This window comes from Actinoplanes lutulentus (assembly GCF_003259845.1).
Taxonomy (GTDB): domain Bacteria; phylum Actinomycetota; class Actinomycetes; order Mycobacteriales; family Micromonosporaceae; genus Actinoplanes; species Actinoplanes lutulentus.
In genome coordinates this window covers 706,587-724,345 of sequence record NZ_QLMJ01000003.1, presented here as the reverse complement: position 1 = coordinate 724,345, position 17,759 = coordinate 706,587, and the positions used below count along the sequence as shown (strand labels likewise).

General features: G+C 68.3%; 13 protein-coding genes, 1 rRNA gene and 1 riboswitch. Of the genes, 12 read left to right on the top strand and 2 right to left on the bottom strand.

Features of this window, described 5'->3' with window-relative positions:
• Positions 1-136 precede the first annotated feature (136 nt).
• The 3 genes from rrf to B0I29_RS10310 all read left to right on the top strand — a co-directional run bounded on the left by rrf (position 137) and on the right by B0I29_RS10310 (position 5,128).
• Positions 137-253: ribosomal RNA gene (gene rrf, locus B0I29_RS10320) — 5S ribosomal RNA — on the top strand.
• An 834-nt stretch (positions 254-1,087) separates the two neighbouring features.
• Positions 1,088-1,177: riboswitch (ZMP/ZTP riboswitch) on the top strand.
• A gap of 20 nt (positions 1,178-1,197) precedes the next feature.
• Positions 1,198-2,622, top strand: coding sequence for a glycine hydroxymethyltransferase (locus B0I29_RS10315; protein ID WP_111648644.1), 1,425 nt, complete (start codon positions 1,198-1,200; stop codon positions 2,620-2,622).
• Between the two features lie 349 nt (positions 2,623-2,971).
• On the top strand, positions 2,972-5,128 hold the full coding sequence (locus B0I29_RS10310; RefSeq protein ID WP_111648643.1) for a discoidin domain-containing protein: 2,157 nt from the start codon (positions 2,972-2,974) through the stop codon (positions 5,126-5,128).
• On the opposite strand, the gene B0I29_RS10305 is transcribed toward B0I29_RS10310, so the two are convergent.
• Positions 5,115-6,110, bottom strand: a complete 996-nt coding sequence (locus B0I29_RS10305; RefSeq protein ID WP_111648642.1) for a LacI family DNA-binding transcriptional regulator — start codon at positions 6,108-6,110, stop codon at positions 5,115-5,117. The genes B0I29_RS10310 and B0I29_RS10305 overlap by 14 nt on opposite strands.
• A gap of 113 nt (positions 6,111-6,223) precedes the next feature.
• On the opposite strand from B0I29_RS10305, the gene B0I29_RS10300 reads away from it, so the two are divergent.
• From B0I29_RS10300 to B0I29_RS10260, 9 genes are read left to right on the top strand one after another with little or no spacing between them, the layout of a single operon-like run.
• The gene (locus B0I29_RS10300; protein ID WP_111648641.1) at positions 6,224-7,261 is read left to right on the top strand and encodes a substrate-binding domain-containing protein; all 1,038 of its coding nucleotides are present in this window, start codon (positions 6,224-6,226) and stop codon (positions 7,259-7,261) included.
• A gap of 3 nt (positions 7,262-7,264) precedes the next feature.
• Positions 7,265-8,275 carry an ABC transporter permease gene (locus tag B0I29_RS10295; RefSeq protein ID WP_221402500.1) on the top strand — a complete coding sequence of 337 codons (1,011 nt, stop codon included), beginning with the start codon at positions 7,265-7,267 and terminating at the stop codon, positions 8,273-8,275.
• Positions 8,272-9,039, top strand: coding sequence for an ATP-binding cassette domain-containing protein (locus tag B0I29_RS10290; RefSeq protein WP_111648639.1), 768 nt, complete (start codon positions 8,272-8,274; stop codon positions 9,037-9,039). The genes B0I29_RS10295 and B0I29_RS10290 overlap by 4 nt, the downstream gene beginning before the upstream one ends.
• Positions 9,040-9,049: 10 nt before the next feature.
• Positions 9,050-9,928 (top strand): NmrA family NAD(P)-binding protein, encoded by an 879-nt coding sequence (locus B0I29_RS10285; protein ID WP_111648638.1) that lies wholly within the window; start codon positions 9,050-9,052, stop codon positions 9,926-9,928.
• A gap of 43 nt (positions 9,929-9,971) precedes the next feature.
• A complete protein-coding gene (locus B0I29_RS10280) occupies positions 9,972-11,936 on the top strand; it encodes a putative bifunctional diguanylate cyclase/phosphodiesterase (protein WP_111648637.1) in 1,965 nt (654 codons plus the stop codon).
• The gene (locus B0I29_RS10275; protein ID WP_111648636.1) at positions 11,933-12,835 is read left to right on the top strand and encodes an ABC transporter substrate-binding protein; all 903 of its coding nucleotides are present in this window, start codon (positions 11,933-11,935) and stop codon (positions 12,833-12,835) included. Before B0I29_RS10280 ends, B0I29_RS10275 begins: the two co-directional genes overlap by 4 nt.
• Positions 12,836-12,866: 31 nt before the next feature.
• Positions 12,867-13,469: a TetR/AcrR family transcriptional regulator gene (locus B0I29_RS10270; protein ID WP_111648635.1), complete on the top strand. Its 603-nt coding sequence runs from the start codon at positions 12,867-12,869 to the stop codon at positions 13,467-13,469.
• Between the two features lie 12 nt (positions 13,470-13,481).
• Positions 13,482-14,375 carry an ABC transporter ATP-binding protein gene (locus B0I29_RS10265; protein WP_111648634.1) on the top strand — a complete coding sequence of 298 codons (894 nt, stop codon included), beginning with the start codon at positions 13,482-13,484 and terminating at the stop codon, positions 14,373-14,375.
• On the top strand, positions 14,372-15,931 hold the full coding sequence (locus B0I29_RS10260; protein ID WP_111648633.1) for an ABC transporter permease: 1,560 nt from the start codon (positions 14,372-14,374) through the stop codon (positions 15,929-15,931). The genes B0I29_RS10265 and B0I29_RS10260 overlap by 4 nt, the downstream gene beginning before the upstream one ends.
• Positions 15,932-16,100: 169 nt before the next feature.
• Here B0I29_RS10260 and B0I29_RS10255 read toward each other — a convergent pair whose 3' ends face one another.
• Complete coding sequence (locus tag B0I29_RS10255; RefSeq protein ID WP_111648632.1) at positions 16,101-17,759, bottom strand: Na+/H+ antiporter; 1,659 nt, start codon at positions 17,757-17,759, stop codon at positions 16,101-16,103.

Sequence of the window (17,759 nt, the reverse complement as noted above, 5' to 3'; positions counted from 1 at the left end):
TTGAGTTGACCGGTACTAATAGGCCGAGGGCTTAACCACCCTAAATTTTATGCTTACGCGTCCACTGTGTGATTCACAGCAAACGAACAACCACCCCAGAAATTGGGTTGTTGGTTGGTCTACCGCTGACCGTTGTTTCGGTGGTCATAGCGGAGGGGAAACGCCCGGTTACATTCCGAACCCGGTAGCTAAGCCCTCCAGCGCCGATGGTACTGCACTCGGGAGGGTGTGGGAGAGTAGGACGCCGCCGGACTCAACTTGTATGAAAGCCCACCCGGGCATCCCGGGTGGGCTTTCTGCATTTGTAGGCCGTGGTGTTGCCGGCTGCGGCTGAGGCCGTTTTTTGCTGCCGGCTAGGACGGTTGTGGGGCGGGGATGGGCCACGCAGGGCGGTCAGGCTTGATCCCTGCGTGACCCATCCCCGCCCCACAACCTTGCCTGCCTGGCCGACTTTCTCTCACGCCTGGTGGTCGAGGAAACTCCTCGATCTTTGGCTGGTCCGCGCCGGCCACGTCGCTGCCTGCGCTATTTCAGCGCGATGCGACTCCCGCACGCTGCCATTCCCTACCAGGGCTTGGGTGGCTTGTGGCTCTCTTTGTTGGCCGGGCCGAGCCGTAGCTCAGACATCTCATCGGATCGTCTTAACGTGGCTGGAGTACGGCCGAGTGGCCCGAGCCGTAGTCCAGCCACGTCATCGCTGCCTCATTCCATGGCTGAGCTACGGCTCGCCTTCGGACAGCTGGGGCTGCCGGCCGGTTGCCCATATCCGCAGGTCGGCTGGCGGGTGGGCGGCTTGTGCTTAGGGTCGTGCTTTTGGGCTTTGCGCGACCACGGGCGCAAGCCGGCGCCTCGGCCCGGGCTTCTCACGCGCCGACACCGCTCACCTGATCCCGTTCGCCGCCCTGGTCCCGTTCGCCGTACTGGTCCGGCTCGCAGCCCTGGTTCCGCTTGCCGTATCCCGCGCGCCTCTTTTGGTTGGGCTGTGGGGGTCTGGCTGGGTGTGTTGGTTCTGGCTGGTGGCTGGTGGCTGGTGGGTGGGAGGTGGGGTGGGAATGGGGGTGTGAGGGTTGGGGGGGACGGTATGCTTTGGGTGGGCCGTGACTGGCGCGTTCGGATGGTTGACCATCGGGGAGCGGCTCCGTCTTGTGACGACTTGCCGTGCGCCTGGGCCTCTTCGCTACGTGATAGGGAGGTCCTATGTCTGAGCTTAATGCCGAATCCACCGCCTTTCGGGCTGCGCTTGAGGTTGTCCGCTCGGTTGAGCCGCGGATCGCTGACGCGATCGCGCAGGAGCTGACCGATCAGCGTGAGTCGCTGAAGCTGATCGCGAGTGAGAACTACGCTTCGCCGGCCGTGCTGCTCGCGATGGGCAACTGGCTTTCCGACAAGTACGCCGAGGGCACCATCGGCCGCCGGTTCTACGCCGGCTGCCAGAACGTCGACACCGTCGAGTCGATTGCCGTCGAGCACGCCAAGGCGCTGTTCGACGCGCCGTACGCCTATGTCCAGCCGCACTCCGGCATCGACGCGAACCTGGTCGCCTACTGGGCCATCCTCGCCGACCGGGTCGAGGTGCCGTACCTCAAGAAGTTCGAGAAGCGGCAGATCAACGACCTGACCGACGCCGAGTGGGCCGAGCTGCGTCAGGCTTTCGGCAACCAGCGGCTGCTCGGCATGTCGCTGGACGCCGGCGGTCACCTCACGCACGGCTTCCGTCCCAACATCTCCGGCAAGATGTTCGACCAGCGCAGCTACGGCGTCGACCAGGCCACCGGCCAGATCGATTACGCGAAGCTGCGGGAGAGCGCCAAGGAGTTCAAGCCCGCCGTGATCGTGGGCGGCTACTCGGCGTACCCGCGCAAGGTGAACTTCGCGACCATGCGTGAGATCGCCGACGAGGTCGGCGCGACCTTCATGGTCGACATGGCGCACTTCGCCGGTCTGGTCGCCGGTGGCGTGTTCACCGGTGACTTCAACCCGATCCCGCATGCGCACATCGTCACGACGACCACGCACAAGAGCCTGCGTGGCCCGCGTGGTGGCGCCGTGTTCTGCCAGCCCGAGCTCGCGTCGCAGGTCGACCGCGGTTGCCCGATGGTTCTCGGTGGCCCGCTGCCGCACGTCATGGCAGCGAAGGCGATCGCGTTCGCCGAGGCCCGCCGGCCGGAGTTCTCCACCTACGCCCAGCAGATCGTCACGAACAGCCAGGCGCTCGCCGAGGGCCTGCTCAAGCGGGGTGTGCAGCTGGTTTCCGGCGGCACCGACAACCACCTCGTGCTGATCGACGTGCACCCGTTCGGCATCACCGGCCGCCAGGCCGAGCAGGCCCTGCTGGACAGCGGCATCGTGACGAACCGCAACGCGATCCCGTCCGACCCGAACGGCGCCTGGTACACCTCCGGCATCCGCGTCGGCACCCCGGCTCTGACCAGCCGCGGCCTCGGCGTGTCCGAGATGGATCAGATCGCCGAGCTCATCCACACGGTTCTGTCGGCGACCTCACCGGCCGAGGGCTCCAAGGCGAAGTTCAGCCTGGACGCCGCCCTCTCCGACCGGGTCAGCAAGCAGGCCACCGAGCTGCTCGCCCCGTTCCCGCTCTACCCGTCGGTCACCCTGGGCTGACCGCCCACACGACAACGCCGCCTCCGCGAGCCTCACGCTCGCGGGGGCGGCTTCTCTTTGTGCATCTTTATTCGGTACGCGCAAAGTGCCAGTTGTGACGGCCGCCAGCGGAACCGGTTCCGGCCAAGCTGTTATCGCGCAGAGCCGCAACCGTCGTGGCGCGAAACGGAACCGCGATGACCTGCGCCGACCCCGTTGATCTCCCGGCGAAGGGCTGAAACGCGCCCCAGCCGGTACCGGTTCCGGAACCCGGCAACATCCTGGACATCGATCGGTAATGACTTCTAGCGTCGGTTTGGGTGAGCGCTCTCCCAAGATCCGTTCCCACCTCCCCGTCCTAGGAGTTCCCATGAACGTCTCACGGAGACGCTCTCCCTGGCGCCTCGGCGCCGCCGGCGGCCTGGTCGCCGTCCTGGTCGCAGGCTTCACCGCGATCACCGCGACAGGCGCACAGGCCGCCGAGGTCCTGCTGTCCCAGGGCAAGCCGGCCGCCGCCTCCTCCACCGAGGCGGCCGGCGCGTACCTGGCGTCCGAGGCTGTCGACGGCAACACCGGCACCCGCTGGTCGTCGGTCTTCGCCGATCCGCAGTGGCTCCAGGTGGACCTCGGTACCTCCCAGCCGATCACCAGGGTCGAGCTGAACTGGGAGACGGCGGCCGCCAAGGCGTACCAAATCCAGGTCTCGGACAACGCGACCAGCTGGACCACCATCTATTCGACGACCACCGCGACAGGCGGCAACCAGTCGCTGACGGTCAGCGGGACCGGCCGCTATGTCCGGATGTACGGCACTCAGCGGACCACCGGATACGGATATTCGCTCTTCGAGTTCAAGGTCTTCGGCGAGACCACGACGCCGACGATTCCGGGTGGCGGCAGCCTCGGCGCCAACGTCGTGGTCTTCGACCCGTCGATGTCGTCGGCCAGCATCCAGGCCCGCGCCGACCAGATCTTCGCCCAGCAGGAGTCGGCCCAGTTCGGCACCGGCCGGTACGTCCTGGCGTTCCAACCTGGCACCTACAACGGCCTGAACATCCAGGTCGGCTTCTACACCTCGGTGATCGGTCTCGGTCAGAACCCGCAGGACGTGCGGATCAACGGGGACATCACCGTCGACGCCGGCTGGTTCCAGGGCAACGCCACCCAGAACTTCTGGCGCTCGGTGGAGAACATCTCCGTCTACCCGGTCAGTGGCGCCAACCGCTGGGCCGTCTCGCAGGCCGCGCCGTTCCGCCGGATGGACATCCACGGCGACCTGAACCTGGCGCCCAACGGGTACGGCTGGGCGTCCGGCGGTTACATCTCGGACTCCCGGATCAGCGGCTCCGAGGGGCAGTACTCGCAGCAGCAGTGGTTCACCCGCAACAGCCAGATCGGCTCGAACACCAACGCGGTCTGGAACCAGATGTTCGTCGGTGTGCAGGGTGCGCCGGCTCAGGGCTTCCCGAACCCGCCGTACACCACGATCCCGGCCACTCCGGTGATCCGGGAGAAGCCGTACCTCTACAACGGCGGCGTCTTCGTGCCGAGCCTCCAGTCGAACTCCTCCGGCGTGAGCTGGGCGAACGGCAACACTCCGGGCAGCACGATCCCGCTGTCGCAGTTCTACGTCGCCAAGCCCGGTGACTCGGTCGCGACGATCAACGCGGCGCTGGCGCAGGGCCTGAACCTGCTCTTCACGCCGGGCATCTACCAGATCAACCAGACCATCAACGTGACCCGGGCGAACACCGTGGTCCTCGGTCTCGGTTACGCGACGCTGATCCCGGTCGGCGGCGTCACCCCGATGCAGGTGGCCGATGTGGACGGCGTGAAGATCGCCGGCATCCTCTTCGACGCGGGCACCACCAACTCGGCGAACCTGCTGGTGCTCGGCCCGGCGGGCTCGAACGCCAACCACGCGGCGAACCCGTCCACGGTCCAGGACGTCTTCTTCCGGATCGGCGGTTACGTCGCGGGTAAGGCCACCAACAGCCTGCTGGTGAACAGCAACAACGCCATCATCGACCACATCTGGGCGTGGCGCGCCGACCACGGAAACGCCGGCACGTACGGCTGGACGATCAACACGGCTGACTCCGGCCTGATCGTCAACGGGCAGAACGTCACGGCGTACGGCCTGTTCGTCGAGCATTACCAGAAGTACGAGGTGCAGTGGAACGGCAACGGCGGCCGGACGTACTTCCTGCAGAACGAGAAGCCGTACGACCCGCCGACCCAGGCGGCCTGGCGTACCGGTGCGAACGGGTACGCGGCGTACAAGGTGGCGGACTCGGTGACCACGCACGAGGCGTGGGGCATGGGTAGTTACTGCTACTTCAACGTGAACCCGTCGATCCACGCGGATCGGGGTTTCGAGGTGCCGGTGAACGCCGGTGTGAAGCTGCACAACCTGCTGACCGTCTCGCTCGGCGGTAACGGGGTCATCGACCACGTCGTCAACAACACCGGCGGTCCTGCTCAGGGGACTGCGACCGTACCGTCGTACGTGGTCAATTTCCCGTAGCGAAGATCTCTCCACTGCCTCGCGCGATCAGGGTTGTCGCCACCCGGATCTCGCGCGGGGGGCCGTCGTGGCCGTCGATGCGCTCGAAGAGCGCGCCGGCGGCCACGCGTCCTATCCGGGCGGGGTGCTGCGCCACCACGGTGACCGCCGGTTCGAGCAGGTCGGCGAGGGGGAAGTCGTCGAATCCGACGAGCGCGACCGAACGGTGCCGGTCCAGTCGCCGCAGTGCCCGGACCGCGCCGATGGTGATCAGGTTCTGGCTGGTGAACAGGGCCGTCGGTGGGTCGGCGCGGCGTAACAGCGCGATCGTGGCGCGCTCGGCCGCCGCTTCGCCGCGGAGCTCGTGCACGACCGGGCCGGGCCGGTGGCCGAGCGCCTGCAGATATCCGCGGAAGCGTTCCCGCGCGGTCGGAATCCGCTGGTTGTCGCCGAGGAAAGCGATCCGCCGGTGCCCGTGCGCGGCGAGATGCCGGACCGCGACTGCCGCGCCCGCGACGTTGGTGGAGACCACCGTGTCGGCAAGGAATCCGGAGGGCTGCCGGTCCACGAAGACGATCGGGGTGCCGGTGAAACGGCTCAGGTACGTCTGATCAGAACCGGTCGGCGCGATGATCAGTCCGTCGGTCTGCCGTTGCCGGAACGCCCGGGCAAGCTCCCGTTCCCGCCGCTCGTCCTCGCCGAGGCTGCCGGTCAGCACGTGCACGCCACGGGCGTGCGCCTCCTCCTCGATCGCCCGGTGCAGCACACCGGAGAACGGGTTCGACACGTCCTCCAGCAGCACGCCGATCATCCTGGTACGCCGGTCGTTGCGACGCAGCAGGCTGGCGCCCAGGTGGGGCCGGTAATCCAGGGTCTCGACGGCGGCGCGTACCCGGGCGGCGAGGTCCGGGGTGACGGTGGGTTCGCCGTTGACCACCCGGGAGACGGTCTTCAGGCTCACGCCGGCGGTACGCGCCACATCGTTCATGGTCGGCCGACTCATAGCGACTCCCGTGGATCATTACGCAACGCAACACATTGGAAACTCATTGTTGACACTCCGGGAGCCTGGGCGTCTACTCCAAGACAACGTTGTCTCCCGGATTGGGAGGAGAGATGCGCAATAGATCCAAAGTCCTACAGGCCGGTTTTGCCCTGGTGATGGTCGCCGCGGCAGCAGGCTGCGGTGGCGACGGCGCCGGTGGCGAACCGGTGGTCGGGTTGATCACCAAGACCGATACGAACCCGTTCTTCGTGAAGATGCGAGAAGGCGCCCAGGCCGCGGCCGAGCAGCAGGGCGTCGAGCTGCAATCGTTCGCCGGAAAGCAGGACGGCGACAACGAGGCCCAGGTGCAGGCGATCGAGAACCTGATCTCCGCCGGTGCCAAGGGTTTCCTGATCACACCGAGCGACTCCAAGGCGATCGTTCCCTCGATCGACAAGGCGAAGCAGGCGAACATGCTGGTCATCGCGCTCGATACGCCGACAGATCCGGCGGACGCGGCCGATGCCACCTTCGCGACCGACAACTATCAGGCCGGCAAGCTGATCGGGCAGTGGGCGAAAGCCAAGTTCGACGCCGGCGGCAAGCAGGCGAAGATCGCGATGCTGGACCTCAACGCGAACCAGGTCTCCGTCGACGTGCAGCGTGATCAGGGATTCCTCGAAGGATTCGGTATTACCAACGGCGACCCGAACAAGATCGGCGACGAGAGCGACCCGCGGATCGTCGGGCACGACGTCACCGACGGCAACGAGGACGGCGGGCGTACCGCGATGGAGAACCTTCTCCAGAAGGACCCGTCGATCAACCTGGTCTACACGATCAACGAACCGGCGGCGGCCGGCGCTTACCAGGCGCTCAAGTCGGCCGGGAAGGACAAGGACGTCACGATCGTCTCGATCGACGGCGGTTGCCCGGGTGTGGACAACGTCAAGAACGGCGTGATCGGTGCGACCTCGATGCAGTTCCCGCTCAAGATGGCGCAACTCGGTGTCGAGGCCATCGCGGCGTACGCGAAGGACGGCACCAAACCGCAGAACACCGCCGGGAAGACGTTCGTCGACACCGGGGTGCAACTGATCACCGACGACCCGCAGACCGGCGTGGAGGCCAAGGACTCCGCGTGGGGCGCGCAGAACTGCTGGGGCTGAGTGATGACGACCGCCACCGACTTCGAGGTTCGGAACCGTGACTCGATCGGGTTGCGCGTACAGCACGTGCTGCACGGCAACCCGGTGCTCGGCCCGCTCGCCGTGCTCCTCGTGGCGACCGTTGCCTTCTCCATCGTCAACCAGCGCTTCATCGCGGCGGCGAACCTGTCGCTGGTGCTCGCGCAGGTGACCGTCATCGCGACGCTCGCCCTCGGCCAGACGCTGATCATCCTGACCGCCGGCATCGACCTGTCGGCCGGCGCGATCGCGGTCTTCTCGTCGATCCTGATGGCGAACTTCTGCGTGAAAGCCGGGATGCCCGGCGTCCTCGCGCTGCTGCTCGGCCTGGCCTGCGGCACCGCGATGGGCGCGCTCAACGGGTTCCTGGTGACGCGAATAAAACTGCCACCGTTCATCGTCACACTCGGCACGCTGACCATCTTCTTCTCGCTCAACGCGGTGGTCAGCCAGAGTGAGACGGTACGCGGCGCCGACATGCCCAGTCTGATGACCTGGACCGGCGAGAGCATCCGTTTCGGGCAGTTCCAGGTCACCTACGGCTCGATCGTGATGCTCGTGCTGTTCGGCTTCTTCTTCTACGCGCTGAGCTGGACGGCCTGGGGCAAACACGTCTACGCCACCGGTGACGACGTGGAGGCGGCCCGGCTGGCCGGTATCCGTACCGGGCGGGTCCTCTTCTCGGTCTACACGATCGCGGGCCTGCTGTACGCGACCGCCGGCTGGATCCTCATCGGACGGCTCGCGTCGGCCAGCCCGAACGTGGGCACCGAGTACAACCTCGACTCGATCACCGCGGTGGTGCTCGGCGGCACCAGCCTCTTCGGCGGCCGCGGTGGCGTGATCGGCACCTTGATCGGGGCGCTGATCGTCGGCGTCTTCCGCAACGGCCTGCAACTGGCCGGCGTCGAGGTGGTCTGGCAGGGCTTCGCGATCGGCCTGCTCGTGCTGATCGCCGTCTCCCTCGACCAGTGGATCAGGAAGGTGAAGGCATGACGACGCCGGTGCTCGAAGCGAAGAGCCTGACCAAACGGTACGGCCGGGTCGTCGCGATCGACGGCAGCGATCTGGAGCTTTACCCCGGTGAGATCCTCGCGGTGATCGGCGACAACGGCGCCGGCAAGTCCAGCCTGATCAAGGCGCTGTCCGGTGCACTCGTGCCGGACAGCGGCGAGATCCGGCTGGACGGCGAGCCGGTCCGCTTCCGCAATCCGATGGACGCTCGTGCGGCCGGCATCGAGACCGTCTACCAGACCCTCGCGGTCGCGCCGGGCCTGGACATCGCTGACAACCTCTTCCTCGGCCGGGAGGAGCGCCGGGCCGGCCCACTGGGATCGATCTTCCGGATGCTGGACCGCAAGCACATGCGCTCGGAGGCCAGACGGCACATGAGCGACCTGGGTGTCGGCACGCTGCAGAACATCCGCCAGGCCGTCGAGTCACTCTCCGGCGGTCAGCGGCAGGCGGTCGCGGTGGCCCGGTCCGCGGCGTTCGGCAGCAAGGTGGTGATCCTCGACGAGCCCACCGCGGCCCTCGGCGTGAAGGAGGGCAACCGGGTGCTCCAGCTGATCCGCGACGTCCGGGACCGCGGCCTCCCGGTGATCCTGATCAGCCACAACATGCCGCACGTCTTCGAGGTGGCGGACCGGATCCACATCCAGCGGCTCGGCCGGCGGGTCGCGGTGATCACCCCGAACTCGCACAGCATGTCGGACGCGGTCGCCATCATGACAGGTGCCGCACCCCCACCTGAGGGGTAATGCGTACGGCATGACTATCGGAATCACAGGCGCCACCGGAAACGTCGGATCACGCGCGGTCCGTCTGCTGATCCAAGCCGGTGTCCGCCCACGGTTACTGGTCCGGGATCCGGCGCGGCTGGATCCCGGCACCGCGGAGCTGTCCGAAATCGCCCAGTGCGATCTGCTCGACCCGGAAGGGCTCTCGGCCGCGTTCGAAGGGCTCGACACCCTGCTCTGGATCACGCCGGAGAACTTCACCGCCGCGGACCCGCTGGCGGAGATGAGCGCGATGGCGGCGGCGGGTGCCGCCGCGGCAGAACACCATCGGGTACGCCGAATCGTGCTGATCAGCAGTGTCGGCGCGGAACGCGGTCACGGGGCCGGCCTGATCGACGGGCTGGCCCGGTCCGAGGAGGCGTTCACCGACATCGGGGCGCACGTGACGGTGCTGCGCAACGGCTACTACTTCAGTAATCTGCTCGGGAACCTCGACGAGCTGCGCGACGGCCGGCTCACCACCACGATGCCGGCTGACCGGCCGATGCCGTGGGTCGACCCTCGGGACGTCGGTGAGGTGGCGGCCGCCCGGCTGCTCGCCGGTGACTGGTCCGGGACCGTGGTCCAAGCCGTGCACGGCCCTCGCGACCTGACCTGGGCCGAGGTCGCCGAGATCGTCGGCCTGGTGATCGGCCGGAAGATCAGCCTGGACGTGGTGCCGGACGAGGCGGTGGCGGCCGGACTGCGCCAGGCCGGTCTCACCGACGCCGCGGTCGCCGGGTTGATCGGGATGACCGCCGGATTGCGCGACGGGTTCACGCCGGAGCAGCCGCGCACCGCGGCGACGACCACACCGACCACCCTGGCCTCGTGGGTGGCCAGCACTCTCGCTCCGGCACTCGCGACCTGACGGTTTCCCTCAAGGGGCAGCACGCCGCGACGATGAAGGGCGCATGTTGCTCCGCCGTGCACGCCGGCGCCCGCACGCTCGCACCAGCTCACGGCTGTTCGCGACGTACGCGGCGGCCAGCCTGGTGCCTGTGGTCGCCCTCGGGGCGCTGGTGTTGCACAGCTATCGCAACGACGCGGCGGAGCAGGGCCGGGCCCAGGGGCTGGCGCAGGCCGCGGTGATCGCGGAGATGGCTGTCGCGCCGGCGCTGAACACCGAGGATCGCACCGGTGGCGCCGGGATCGACGACGGCCTCACCACGGAGCAGTCCGACGGCATGCGGGAGGCGACCGAGCAGGCCATCTTCCGGGGTTCGGTGCTGCGGCTGCGGCTGCGTTCCTTCTCCGGCCGGGTGCTCTTCTCCGACGACGGGTCGACGAGCGGCGGAGTGCCGGTCGCCGACGCCGATTTCCAGGCCGCCGCGAACGGCGAGTCCCGGGCCACGGTGATCGGCACCGAGGTGATCCGGGTGCTTCAGCCACTGGTGGCCAGTGCGTCGGGTCAGTCCGTCGGGGTGATCGAGCTCTATCTTCCGTACCGTGCGATCGCTGACCGCTTCCATGCGCAGGTGAGTCGTACCTGGTGGCGCATCGGCGGCGGTCTCGCCGCCCTCTACCTGGTGCTGGCGCTGCTCGCCTGGTGGACCACCCGCTCGCTGAGCCGGTACGCGGCCCGTCAGGAGCACCAGGCCATGCACGACATCCTGACCGGCCTGCCGAACCGGGCGGCGTTCCGGAAACGGGCCGAGGCCGTGCTGCGTGAGGGCGGCACCGGTGCGATCGTGCTCAGCGACCTCAACCGCTTCAAGGAGGTCAACGACACCCTCGGCCACCACGCCGGTGACGAGCTGCTGCGGATGGTCGCCGGACGGATGCGCGCCGCACTGGGCCCGGACGACCTGCTGGCCCGCCTCGGTGGCGACGAGTTCGCCATCATGCTGCCGGGTCGCAGCGCCGCCGAGGCGGTGGCCCTGCTGAACGAGGTCCGCAACCGGATCACCGCGGAGATGATCCTCGACGGTGTGCCGCTGAACATCGAGGCCGCTTTCGGTGTCTCGGTCTACCCGGAGCACGGCACTCAGCTCAAGGAGCTCAAGCAGCACGCGGACTTCGCCATGTACCAGGGCAAGCGCGGCGCCGCCGGCATCGTCGTCTACTCGGGCGATGGCGCCGGGCACCCGCACCAGTGGCTGGTGATCCAGGCCGAGCTGCGGCACGCCCTGGAGCGCGAGGAGCTGATCCTGCACTATCAGCCCAAGGTCGCCCTGCCCGGCGGCGAGGTGTGCGGGGTGGAGGCGCTGGTCCGCTGGCAGCACCCGCAGCGCGGGCTGCTCCCGCCCGGCGAGTTCCTGCCCGCCGCCGAGCACTCCGGCCTGATCGTGCCGCTCACCGAGTGGGTGCTGCGCCGGGCGCTCGCCGACCAGGTCGGCTGGGCCGCGACCGGCAAGGAGTGGACGCTCTCGGTGAACGTGTCGCCGCGCAACCTGGAGGTGCCCGGCTTCCCGGAGTTCGTCGAGGAGCTGCTCGTCGCGTCCGGCATCCCGCCGCACCGGCTGATCCTGGAGATCACCGAGACGGCGCTGGCCGGCGACACCGACGAGGTGGTCCGTGCGATCACCGAGCTGGGCCGGTACGGCATCGGCATCTCGGTGGACGACTTCGGCACCGGGTACACCAGCCTGTCCCACCTGCGCGGGCTGCCGATCACCGAAATCAAGATCGACCGGGCGTTCGTGGCCGATGTCGCCCGTGACCAGCAGAGCCAGGCGATCGTCCGCTCGGTGATCGAGCTGGCGCACGGGCTCGGCAGCCGGGCCACCGCCGAGGGTGTGGAGACGCCCGAGGTCCGCCGCTGGCTCGCCGAGGCCGGGTGCGACGAGGCACAGGGATATCTGTTCGGCCGGCCGGTGCCGTGGCCGCAGATCTCGGTGAATGAGCAGACCGCCCACGTTGAAGGAGTCACCCGATGAAGGTTGTTCACTGGGCACTCGCCGCGGTTCTGCTGGCTGCCGCCGGGGGCTGTACCGCCGCCGCTCAGCAGCCGTCGTCCGGCGCGCTCGACATCACCGGAGGGGTGACCGTCGACGTCTCGCTGCACGATCAGTTGCCGGACTCGGTCCGGGCTCGTGGCTCGATCCGTCTCGTCACCGATGCCAGCTATGCGCCGATGGAGTACTTCGCGGCGGACGGTCGTACCATCATCGGTTTTTCTCCTGATCTTGCCGCCGCGCTGGGTGAGGTTCTCGGTGTGCGTGCCGAGATGGTGACCGGCAGTTTCAGCAGCGCGCTGGACGAGGTCGCCGCGGGTGAGTACGACGGGGTTCTGTCGTCGATGACCGACACGACCGAGCGGCAGGTCAAGGCCGACTTCGTCAACTACCTCAACACCGGTACGTCGATCGTCGTGCAGCGGGGCAACCCGCGGAGGATCGGGGTTTTCGAGGATCTCTGCGGGCAGACCGTCGGCACCGAGAAAGGCACATACCAGGAGGAGATGCTCCAGCGGCTGCAGGCGAAGTGTGGTGACCGGCCGATCGTGATCGACAGCGAGCCGACGAACGCGGACGCGCTGGTGCTGCTGCGCACCGGCCGGGTCAGCGCCGTCCCGATCGACTTCCCGCCCGCGTCGTACCTGGTCAGCGACGCCCGGACCAGCGCTTTCTACCAGCTGGCCTCGGAGGCGCAGTACGAGCCGGGCCTCTTCGGCATCGCCGTGGCGAAGGACAACGTCGCGCTGCGGGACTGCCTGCGCGGTGCGCTGCAGCGGTTGATCGACTCCGGGGTCTACGCCGAGCTGCTGTCCCGCTGGAGCCTGGATTCGAGCGCTGTGCTGAGCGCCACGGTGAACGGGACATCGACGGGTATCTGAAAACTACACGGGCGTGTAGTAGCCTACACATGTGAGTAGCACTGCGAATGACCTGACCGCCCGTGCCCGGATCCGTGACGCCGCGATCGCGCTCTTCACCGAGCGCGGCATCGCCGGCGCCACCGTGCGTGACATCGCACAGGCCGCCGGCGTCTCGTCCGGCCTGCTGCGGCACCACTTCGGGTCGAAAGAGGGCCTGCGTGACGCCTGCGACGAGTGGGCGCTGGCCCGGGTCGCCGAGCTGCAGATCCGGTTCACCGAGTCGCAGGCGATCGGGCCGATCACGCCCGAAGTCCTGGTCATGCAGCAATACCTGGTCCGCTCCCTGATGGACGGTTCGCCGCGCGGTCTCGCGATGTTCACGCAGACCGCCGCCCGCGGCGAGGACTGGCTGGCCTCCACCGATCTGAAGACCGGCGACGCGCGCGCGTTCGTGGCGGTCCTCGGCGCGATGAAGCTGGGCATGTTCCTGATGCGTGACCAGCTGTCGGCCGTGCTCGGCGAGGACGCCGGCGCCCTGCCGGGCTATCTGCGTGTCCTGCGCGCGTCGGTCGAGATCTTCTCCCAGCCGCTGCTCACTCCCGAACAGGCCGACCTGGCGCTCAAGACGCTGGACCGGCACGGCAATCTCTGAAACGGAGTTGTCATGACAGAGGCCATCGATGTAGAGGGATTGGTCAAACGGTTCGGCGCCGTCACCGCCCTTGACCAGCTCGACCTGCGTGTCCGGACCGGCGAGGTGCACGGCTTCCTCGGGCCGAACGGCGCCGGCAAGACCACCACCATCCGGGTGCTGCTCGGGCTGATGCGGGCCGACGGCGGCACCGCGCGGCTGCTCGGCGGCGACCCGTGGGCCGACGCGACCGCGCTGCACCGGCGTTTGGCGTACGTGCCCGGCGACGTCACGTTCTGGCCCCAGCTCACCGGCGGCGAGGTGATCGACCTGCTCGGCCGGCTGCGCGGCGGGCTCGACCCGAAACGCCGGGACGCCCTGATCGAGCGGTTCGAGCTGGATCCGCGCAAGAAGGGCCGGACGTACTCGAAGGGCAATCGGCAGAAAGTGGCGCTCGTCGCCGCACTCTCCTCCGATGTGGAGCTGCTGGTGCTCGACGAGCCGACCTCCGGGCTCGACCCGCTCATGGAAGAGGTGTTCCGCGAGGTGATCCTGGAGGAGAAACGGCGCGGCGACCGCACTGTGCTGCTCTCCAGCCACATCCTCTCCGAGGTCGAGGCCCTCTGCGACCGGCTCACCATCATCCGGGCCGGCCGGGCCGTGGAGACCGGCACCCTCGCCGACCTGCGGCACCTGACCCGCACCACGATCCGCGCCGAGCTGACCGGCCCGGTCAACGGTCTCGCGAGCATCACCGGGGTGCACGGCCTGACCAGCGAGGACGGCCGGGTCGCGTTCGACGTCGACGCGGACGCCCTGGAGCCGGCGCTGAAGACGCTGGTCGCGGCCGGTGTGCGCAGCCTGATCAGCCAGCCGCCGTCGCTGGAGGAGCTGTTCTTGCGGCACTACACAAAGAGCGAGAAATGACCGGCACCGGCCGGCTGCTCCGGCTCGTTCTGCGCCGCGACCGGTGGATCATGCCACTGTGGATCTTCGGGTTCGGCATTCTTCCGTACGTTTACATCGCCGGCTTCGAGACGCTCTTCGCCACCGCGCAGGAGCGCGTCGATTACGCCCGGGTCAGCGCTGCCAACACCGGTTTCATCGCCCTTTACGGCCCGCTGCACGGCGACAGCCTCGGTGAGCTGGCCGTCTGGCGCGGTGGCTTCGTGCCCTTGATGATCGGCCTGGCCGCGCTGCTCACCGTCGTCCGGCACACCCGGGCCGACGAGGAGTCCGGGCGTACCGAACTGGTCCGGGCCACCGTCGTCGGCCGGTACGCCCAGCTCGCCGCCGCCCTGATCGCCACGGCCGGCGCATCGCTGCTGATGGGGCTCGTCGTGGCCGGCACGATGATCGGCGCGGGGCAGCCGGTCGCCGGTTCGATCGCGCTCGGCGTCGTCTTCATGCTCAGCGGCTGGATGTTCGCCGGTGTCGGCGCGATCGCGGCCCAGCTCACCAGCAGTGCCCGCAGCGCACGCACCCTCGGCGTGGTGGCGCTCGGTGTGTCCTTTGTGCTGCGCCTCGGCGGGGACGTCTCGGACGATCGGGAATTCCTCGCCTGGTTGTCGCCGATCGGCTGGGTCCACCGCGTCTTTCCTTATGGGGAGAACAACGGAGGTCCTGCTGTGCTGGCACTGGTTTTCGCGATCGTGACGGTGGGCGTTTCGGCGTACCTTCTGGCGCACCGCGACATGGGCGCGGGCCTGCTCGCCTCGCGGCTCGGACCAGCGACGGCGGCCGCGTCCCTGGGCTCGCCGCTCGCGCTGGCCTGGCGGCTGCATCGGGGTCTGCTCTTCGGGTGGACTGCCGGGTTCGCCGCGCTCGGCCTGGTCTTCGGCGGTGTCGGCAGCAGTGTCGTGCAGCTCGCCGCCGACTCCGGTGGTGTCGACGAGGTCTTCAGCCGGATCGGCGGGTCCGGCGCGGTGACCGATGCCTATTTCGCGACGACGGCGGCGGTGTGCGGTCTGATCGCCGCGTGTTACGCCGTGCAGGCGGCCCTGCGGATGCGTGACGAGGAGCAGAGCGGTCATGCCGAGGCGGTCCTGAGCACGTCGGTGGGCCGGTTCACCTGGGGTGCGTCGCACCTGATCTTCGCGCTGCTCGGCCCGGCCGTGGCGCTGCTCGCGCAGGGTTTGCTGGCCGGCGTCGTGCACGGCACTGTCGGCCCGGTGCTGGCCGCGTCGCTGGCGCAGCTGCCGGCCGTCTGGGTCCTCGCCGGCGTGACCATGCTCCTGGTCGGCACATGGCCGAAAATGGCGTCGCTCGCCTGGGGCGCGATCGCCGCGTGTGTGCTGTTGCTGCTGGTCGGGTCGCTGCTCGAGTTCGATCAGTGGGTGCTCGACCTGTCGCCGTTCACCCATGTCCCGCACCTGCCGGGCGGCACGTTCACCCCGCTGCCGCTGGTGCTGCTCACCGCGGTCGCCGCAGCCTTCGGCGGCGTCGGCCTGCTGGCGCTGCGCCGCCGAGACGTCCCCCGCTGAGCGGCGGCGTCACGCTGAGCGGCGGTGTCACGCTGAGCGGCGGTGTCACGCCCAGCGGCGGCGTCACGCTGAGCGGCGGTGTCCGGCTGAAACAAGCGCGATCTAGGCAAGTTGTGGCCGCTGGGCGGGCGCAACCTGCCTAGATCGCGTGAAAAACACCGCGACACCGTCAGTGGCCGGTGCTGCCTCGTTTCGGGAGAATCAGCTCTTCGTGGTCCAGCTCGCGGTTCAAGACCCGGAGACTGTCGTCGCCCAGGCGGGCCGCGTCGCGCCAGCGCAGGAGTTCTTCGCGTTCGGCGTCTATGACGGCCTGGCGGACCATGAGAGCCGCTTCGTACTGCGGTGAGATCGGCACCTCGCTGGACCCGCCCTGCTCCAGCAGATCGAGGCGGCGGCGGTACCGGTCGAGGCGGACCTCCAACTGCTGGCGCATCGTCTCGATCGCCTCGTCCTCGACGTTGTCGTGCTGCTGCTCCTGGATGTCGTCGAGCCGGTCCAGGGCGGCGCGGACCGCCGCCGAGCGGGCCTCGTTGCGTTCCCGGGCGCGGTCGGTCTGGTTGGCCCGCAGGCCCAGCTTGCGTACCAGCGGCGCGAACGTGAGGCCCTGGCCGACCAGGGTGACCAGCACGACCGAGATGGCACAGAAGTGCAGCAACTCGCGGTCGGGGAAACCGGCCGGCAGAGTGAAGATCGCAGCGAGCGTGATGACACCACGGGTGCCGGCCCAGCTCATGATCGTCACTTCTTTGCCGGTGAGTGGCACCTCGCGCGCGTCGTCGTTGTCGTCATCGTCGATCTGGCCGCCGAGCCGGGTGTGCAGCGAACGCGGCATCCACTGGGTGACCATCAACCAGAGCGGGCGCAGCAGCAGGACCACGCCGAGCGTGATCGCCAGGGCGATGATGATCGTGCTGGTGGCGTACTTGGTGAGTCCGTCGATCACCTTCGGCACCTGCTGGCCGATGAGCAGGAAGACCAGGCCCTCCAGCAGGAAGTCGATCAGACGCCAGACCGCGCTGGTCTGCAGCCGGGACGCGCCGGTGGTGTACCGCGGGGTGTCGTGGCCGACGATCAGGCCGGCGACCACCACGGCGAGCACGCCGGAGATCGTCACGTAGTGGTGGACGAACGCGTTCTCGCAGATCAGGTATGCCGCGAGCGGCGTGATCAGCGACAGCGCGTTGGCGTTGAGCGGGTCGGACCGGAGCGCCTTGAGGAACCGCACCGCGTACGCGACCGCGACACCGACCAGCACACCGCCGGAAGCGGAGATGACGAACTGGCCCACCGCGTTGTCGAAGTTGAAGTCGCCGCGGGAGTGCGCGGTCACCGCGACCGTGAGGATGGTCAGCGCGGTGGCGTCGTTGAGCAGGCCCTCGCCGGAGATCAGCGTGACCATCTTGCTCGGCAGCCCGGCCTTACGGCCGACGGCGAGGGCCGCGACCGGGTCGGGCGGTGCGACGGCGGCACCGAGTGCGACACCGGCGGCCAGGGTGGCCCCGGCCACCCAGAGCGAGAAGCCGAGGCCGATCAGGAGCGCGGTGACCAGCACCAACGCCACGGAGAGGCTGATCACCGTACGCATGTTGCGCCTGATGTCCAGCAGTGATGAATCCAGTGCCGCGTTGTAGAGCAGCGGCGGCAGGATGAAGGTCAGAACGAGTTCGGGTTCCAACTCGAGGTTGGGTCCCGGTAAGTACGCGTAGGCAATGCCGATCAGGGTGAGCAGGACCGCGGCGGGGAGGCCGGTCTTCTCGGTGACCCAGCGCACGGCGACGATCACCGCGACCGCGCCAAGGGCGAAAAGCAGGATCTCCTCGAGACTCAT

Excerpts from the sequence above, each read along its gene's own strand:
- B0I29_RS10255 (WP_111648632.1), bottom strand. The coding sequence starts at position 17,759 with ATGAGTCTCGAGGAGATCCTGCTTTTCGCCCTTGGCGCGGTCGCGGTG.
- B0I29_RS10275 (WP_111648636.1), top strand. The coding sequence starts at position 11,933 with ATGAAGGTTGTTCACTGGGCACTCGCCGCGGTTCTGCTGGCTGCCGCC.
- B0I29_RS10295 (WP_221402500.1), top strand. The coding sequence starts at position 7,265 with ATGACGACCGCCACCGACTTCGAGGTTCGGAACCGTGACTCGATCGGG.
- B0I29_RS10265 (WP_111648634.1), top strand. The coding sequence starts at position 13,482 with ATGACAGAGGCCATCGATGTAGAGGGATTGGTCAAACGGTTCGGCGCC.
- B0I29_RS10300 (WP_111648641.1), top strand. The coding sequence starts at position 6,224 with ATGCGCAATAGATCCAAAGTCCTACAGGCCGGTTTTGCCCTGGTGATG.
- B0I29_RS10305 (WP_111648642.1), bottom strand. The coding sequence starts at position 6,110 with ATGAGTCGGCCGACCATGAACGATGTGGCGCGTACCGCCGGCGTGAGC.
- B0I29_RS10315 (WP_111648644.1), top strand. The coding sequence starts at position 1,198 with ATGTCTGAGCTTAATGCCGAATCCACCGCCTTTCGGGCTGCGCTTGAG.
- B0I29_RS10285 (WP_111648638.1), top strand. The coding sequence starts at position 9,050 with ATGACTATCGGAATCACAGGCGCCACCGGAAACGTCGGATCACGCGCG.
- B0I29_RS10260 (WP_111648633.1), top strand. The coding sequence starts at position 14,372 with ATGACCGGCACCGGCCGGCTGCTCCGGCTCGTTCTGCGCCGCGACCGG.
- B0I29_RS10280 (WP_111648637.1), top strand. The coding sequence starts at position 9,972 with ATGTTGCTCCGCCGTGCACGCCGGCGCCCGCACGCTCGCACCAGCTCA.
- B0I29_RS10290 (WP_111648639.1), top strand. The coding sequence starts at position 8,272 with ATGACGACGCCGGTGCTCGAAGCGAAGAGCCTGACCAAACGGTACGGC.
- B0I29_RS10310 (WP_111648643.1), top strand. The coding sequence starts at position 2,972 with ATGAACGTCTCACGGAGACGCTCTCCCTGGCGCCTCGGCGCCGCCGGC.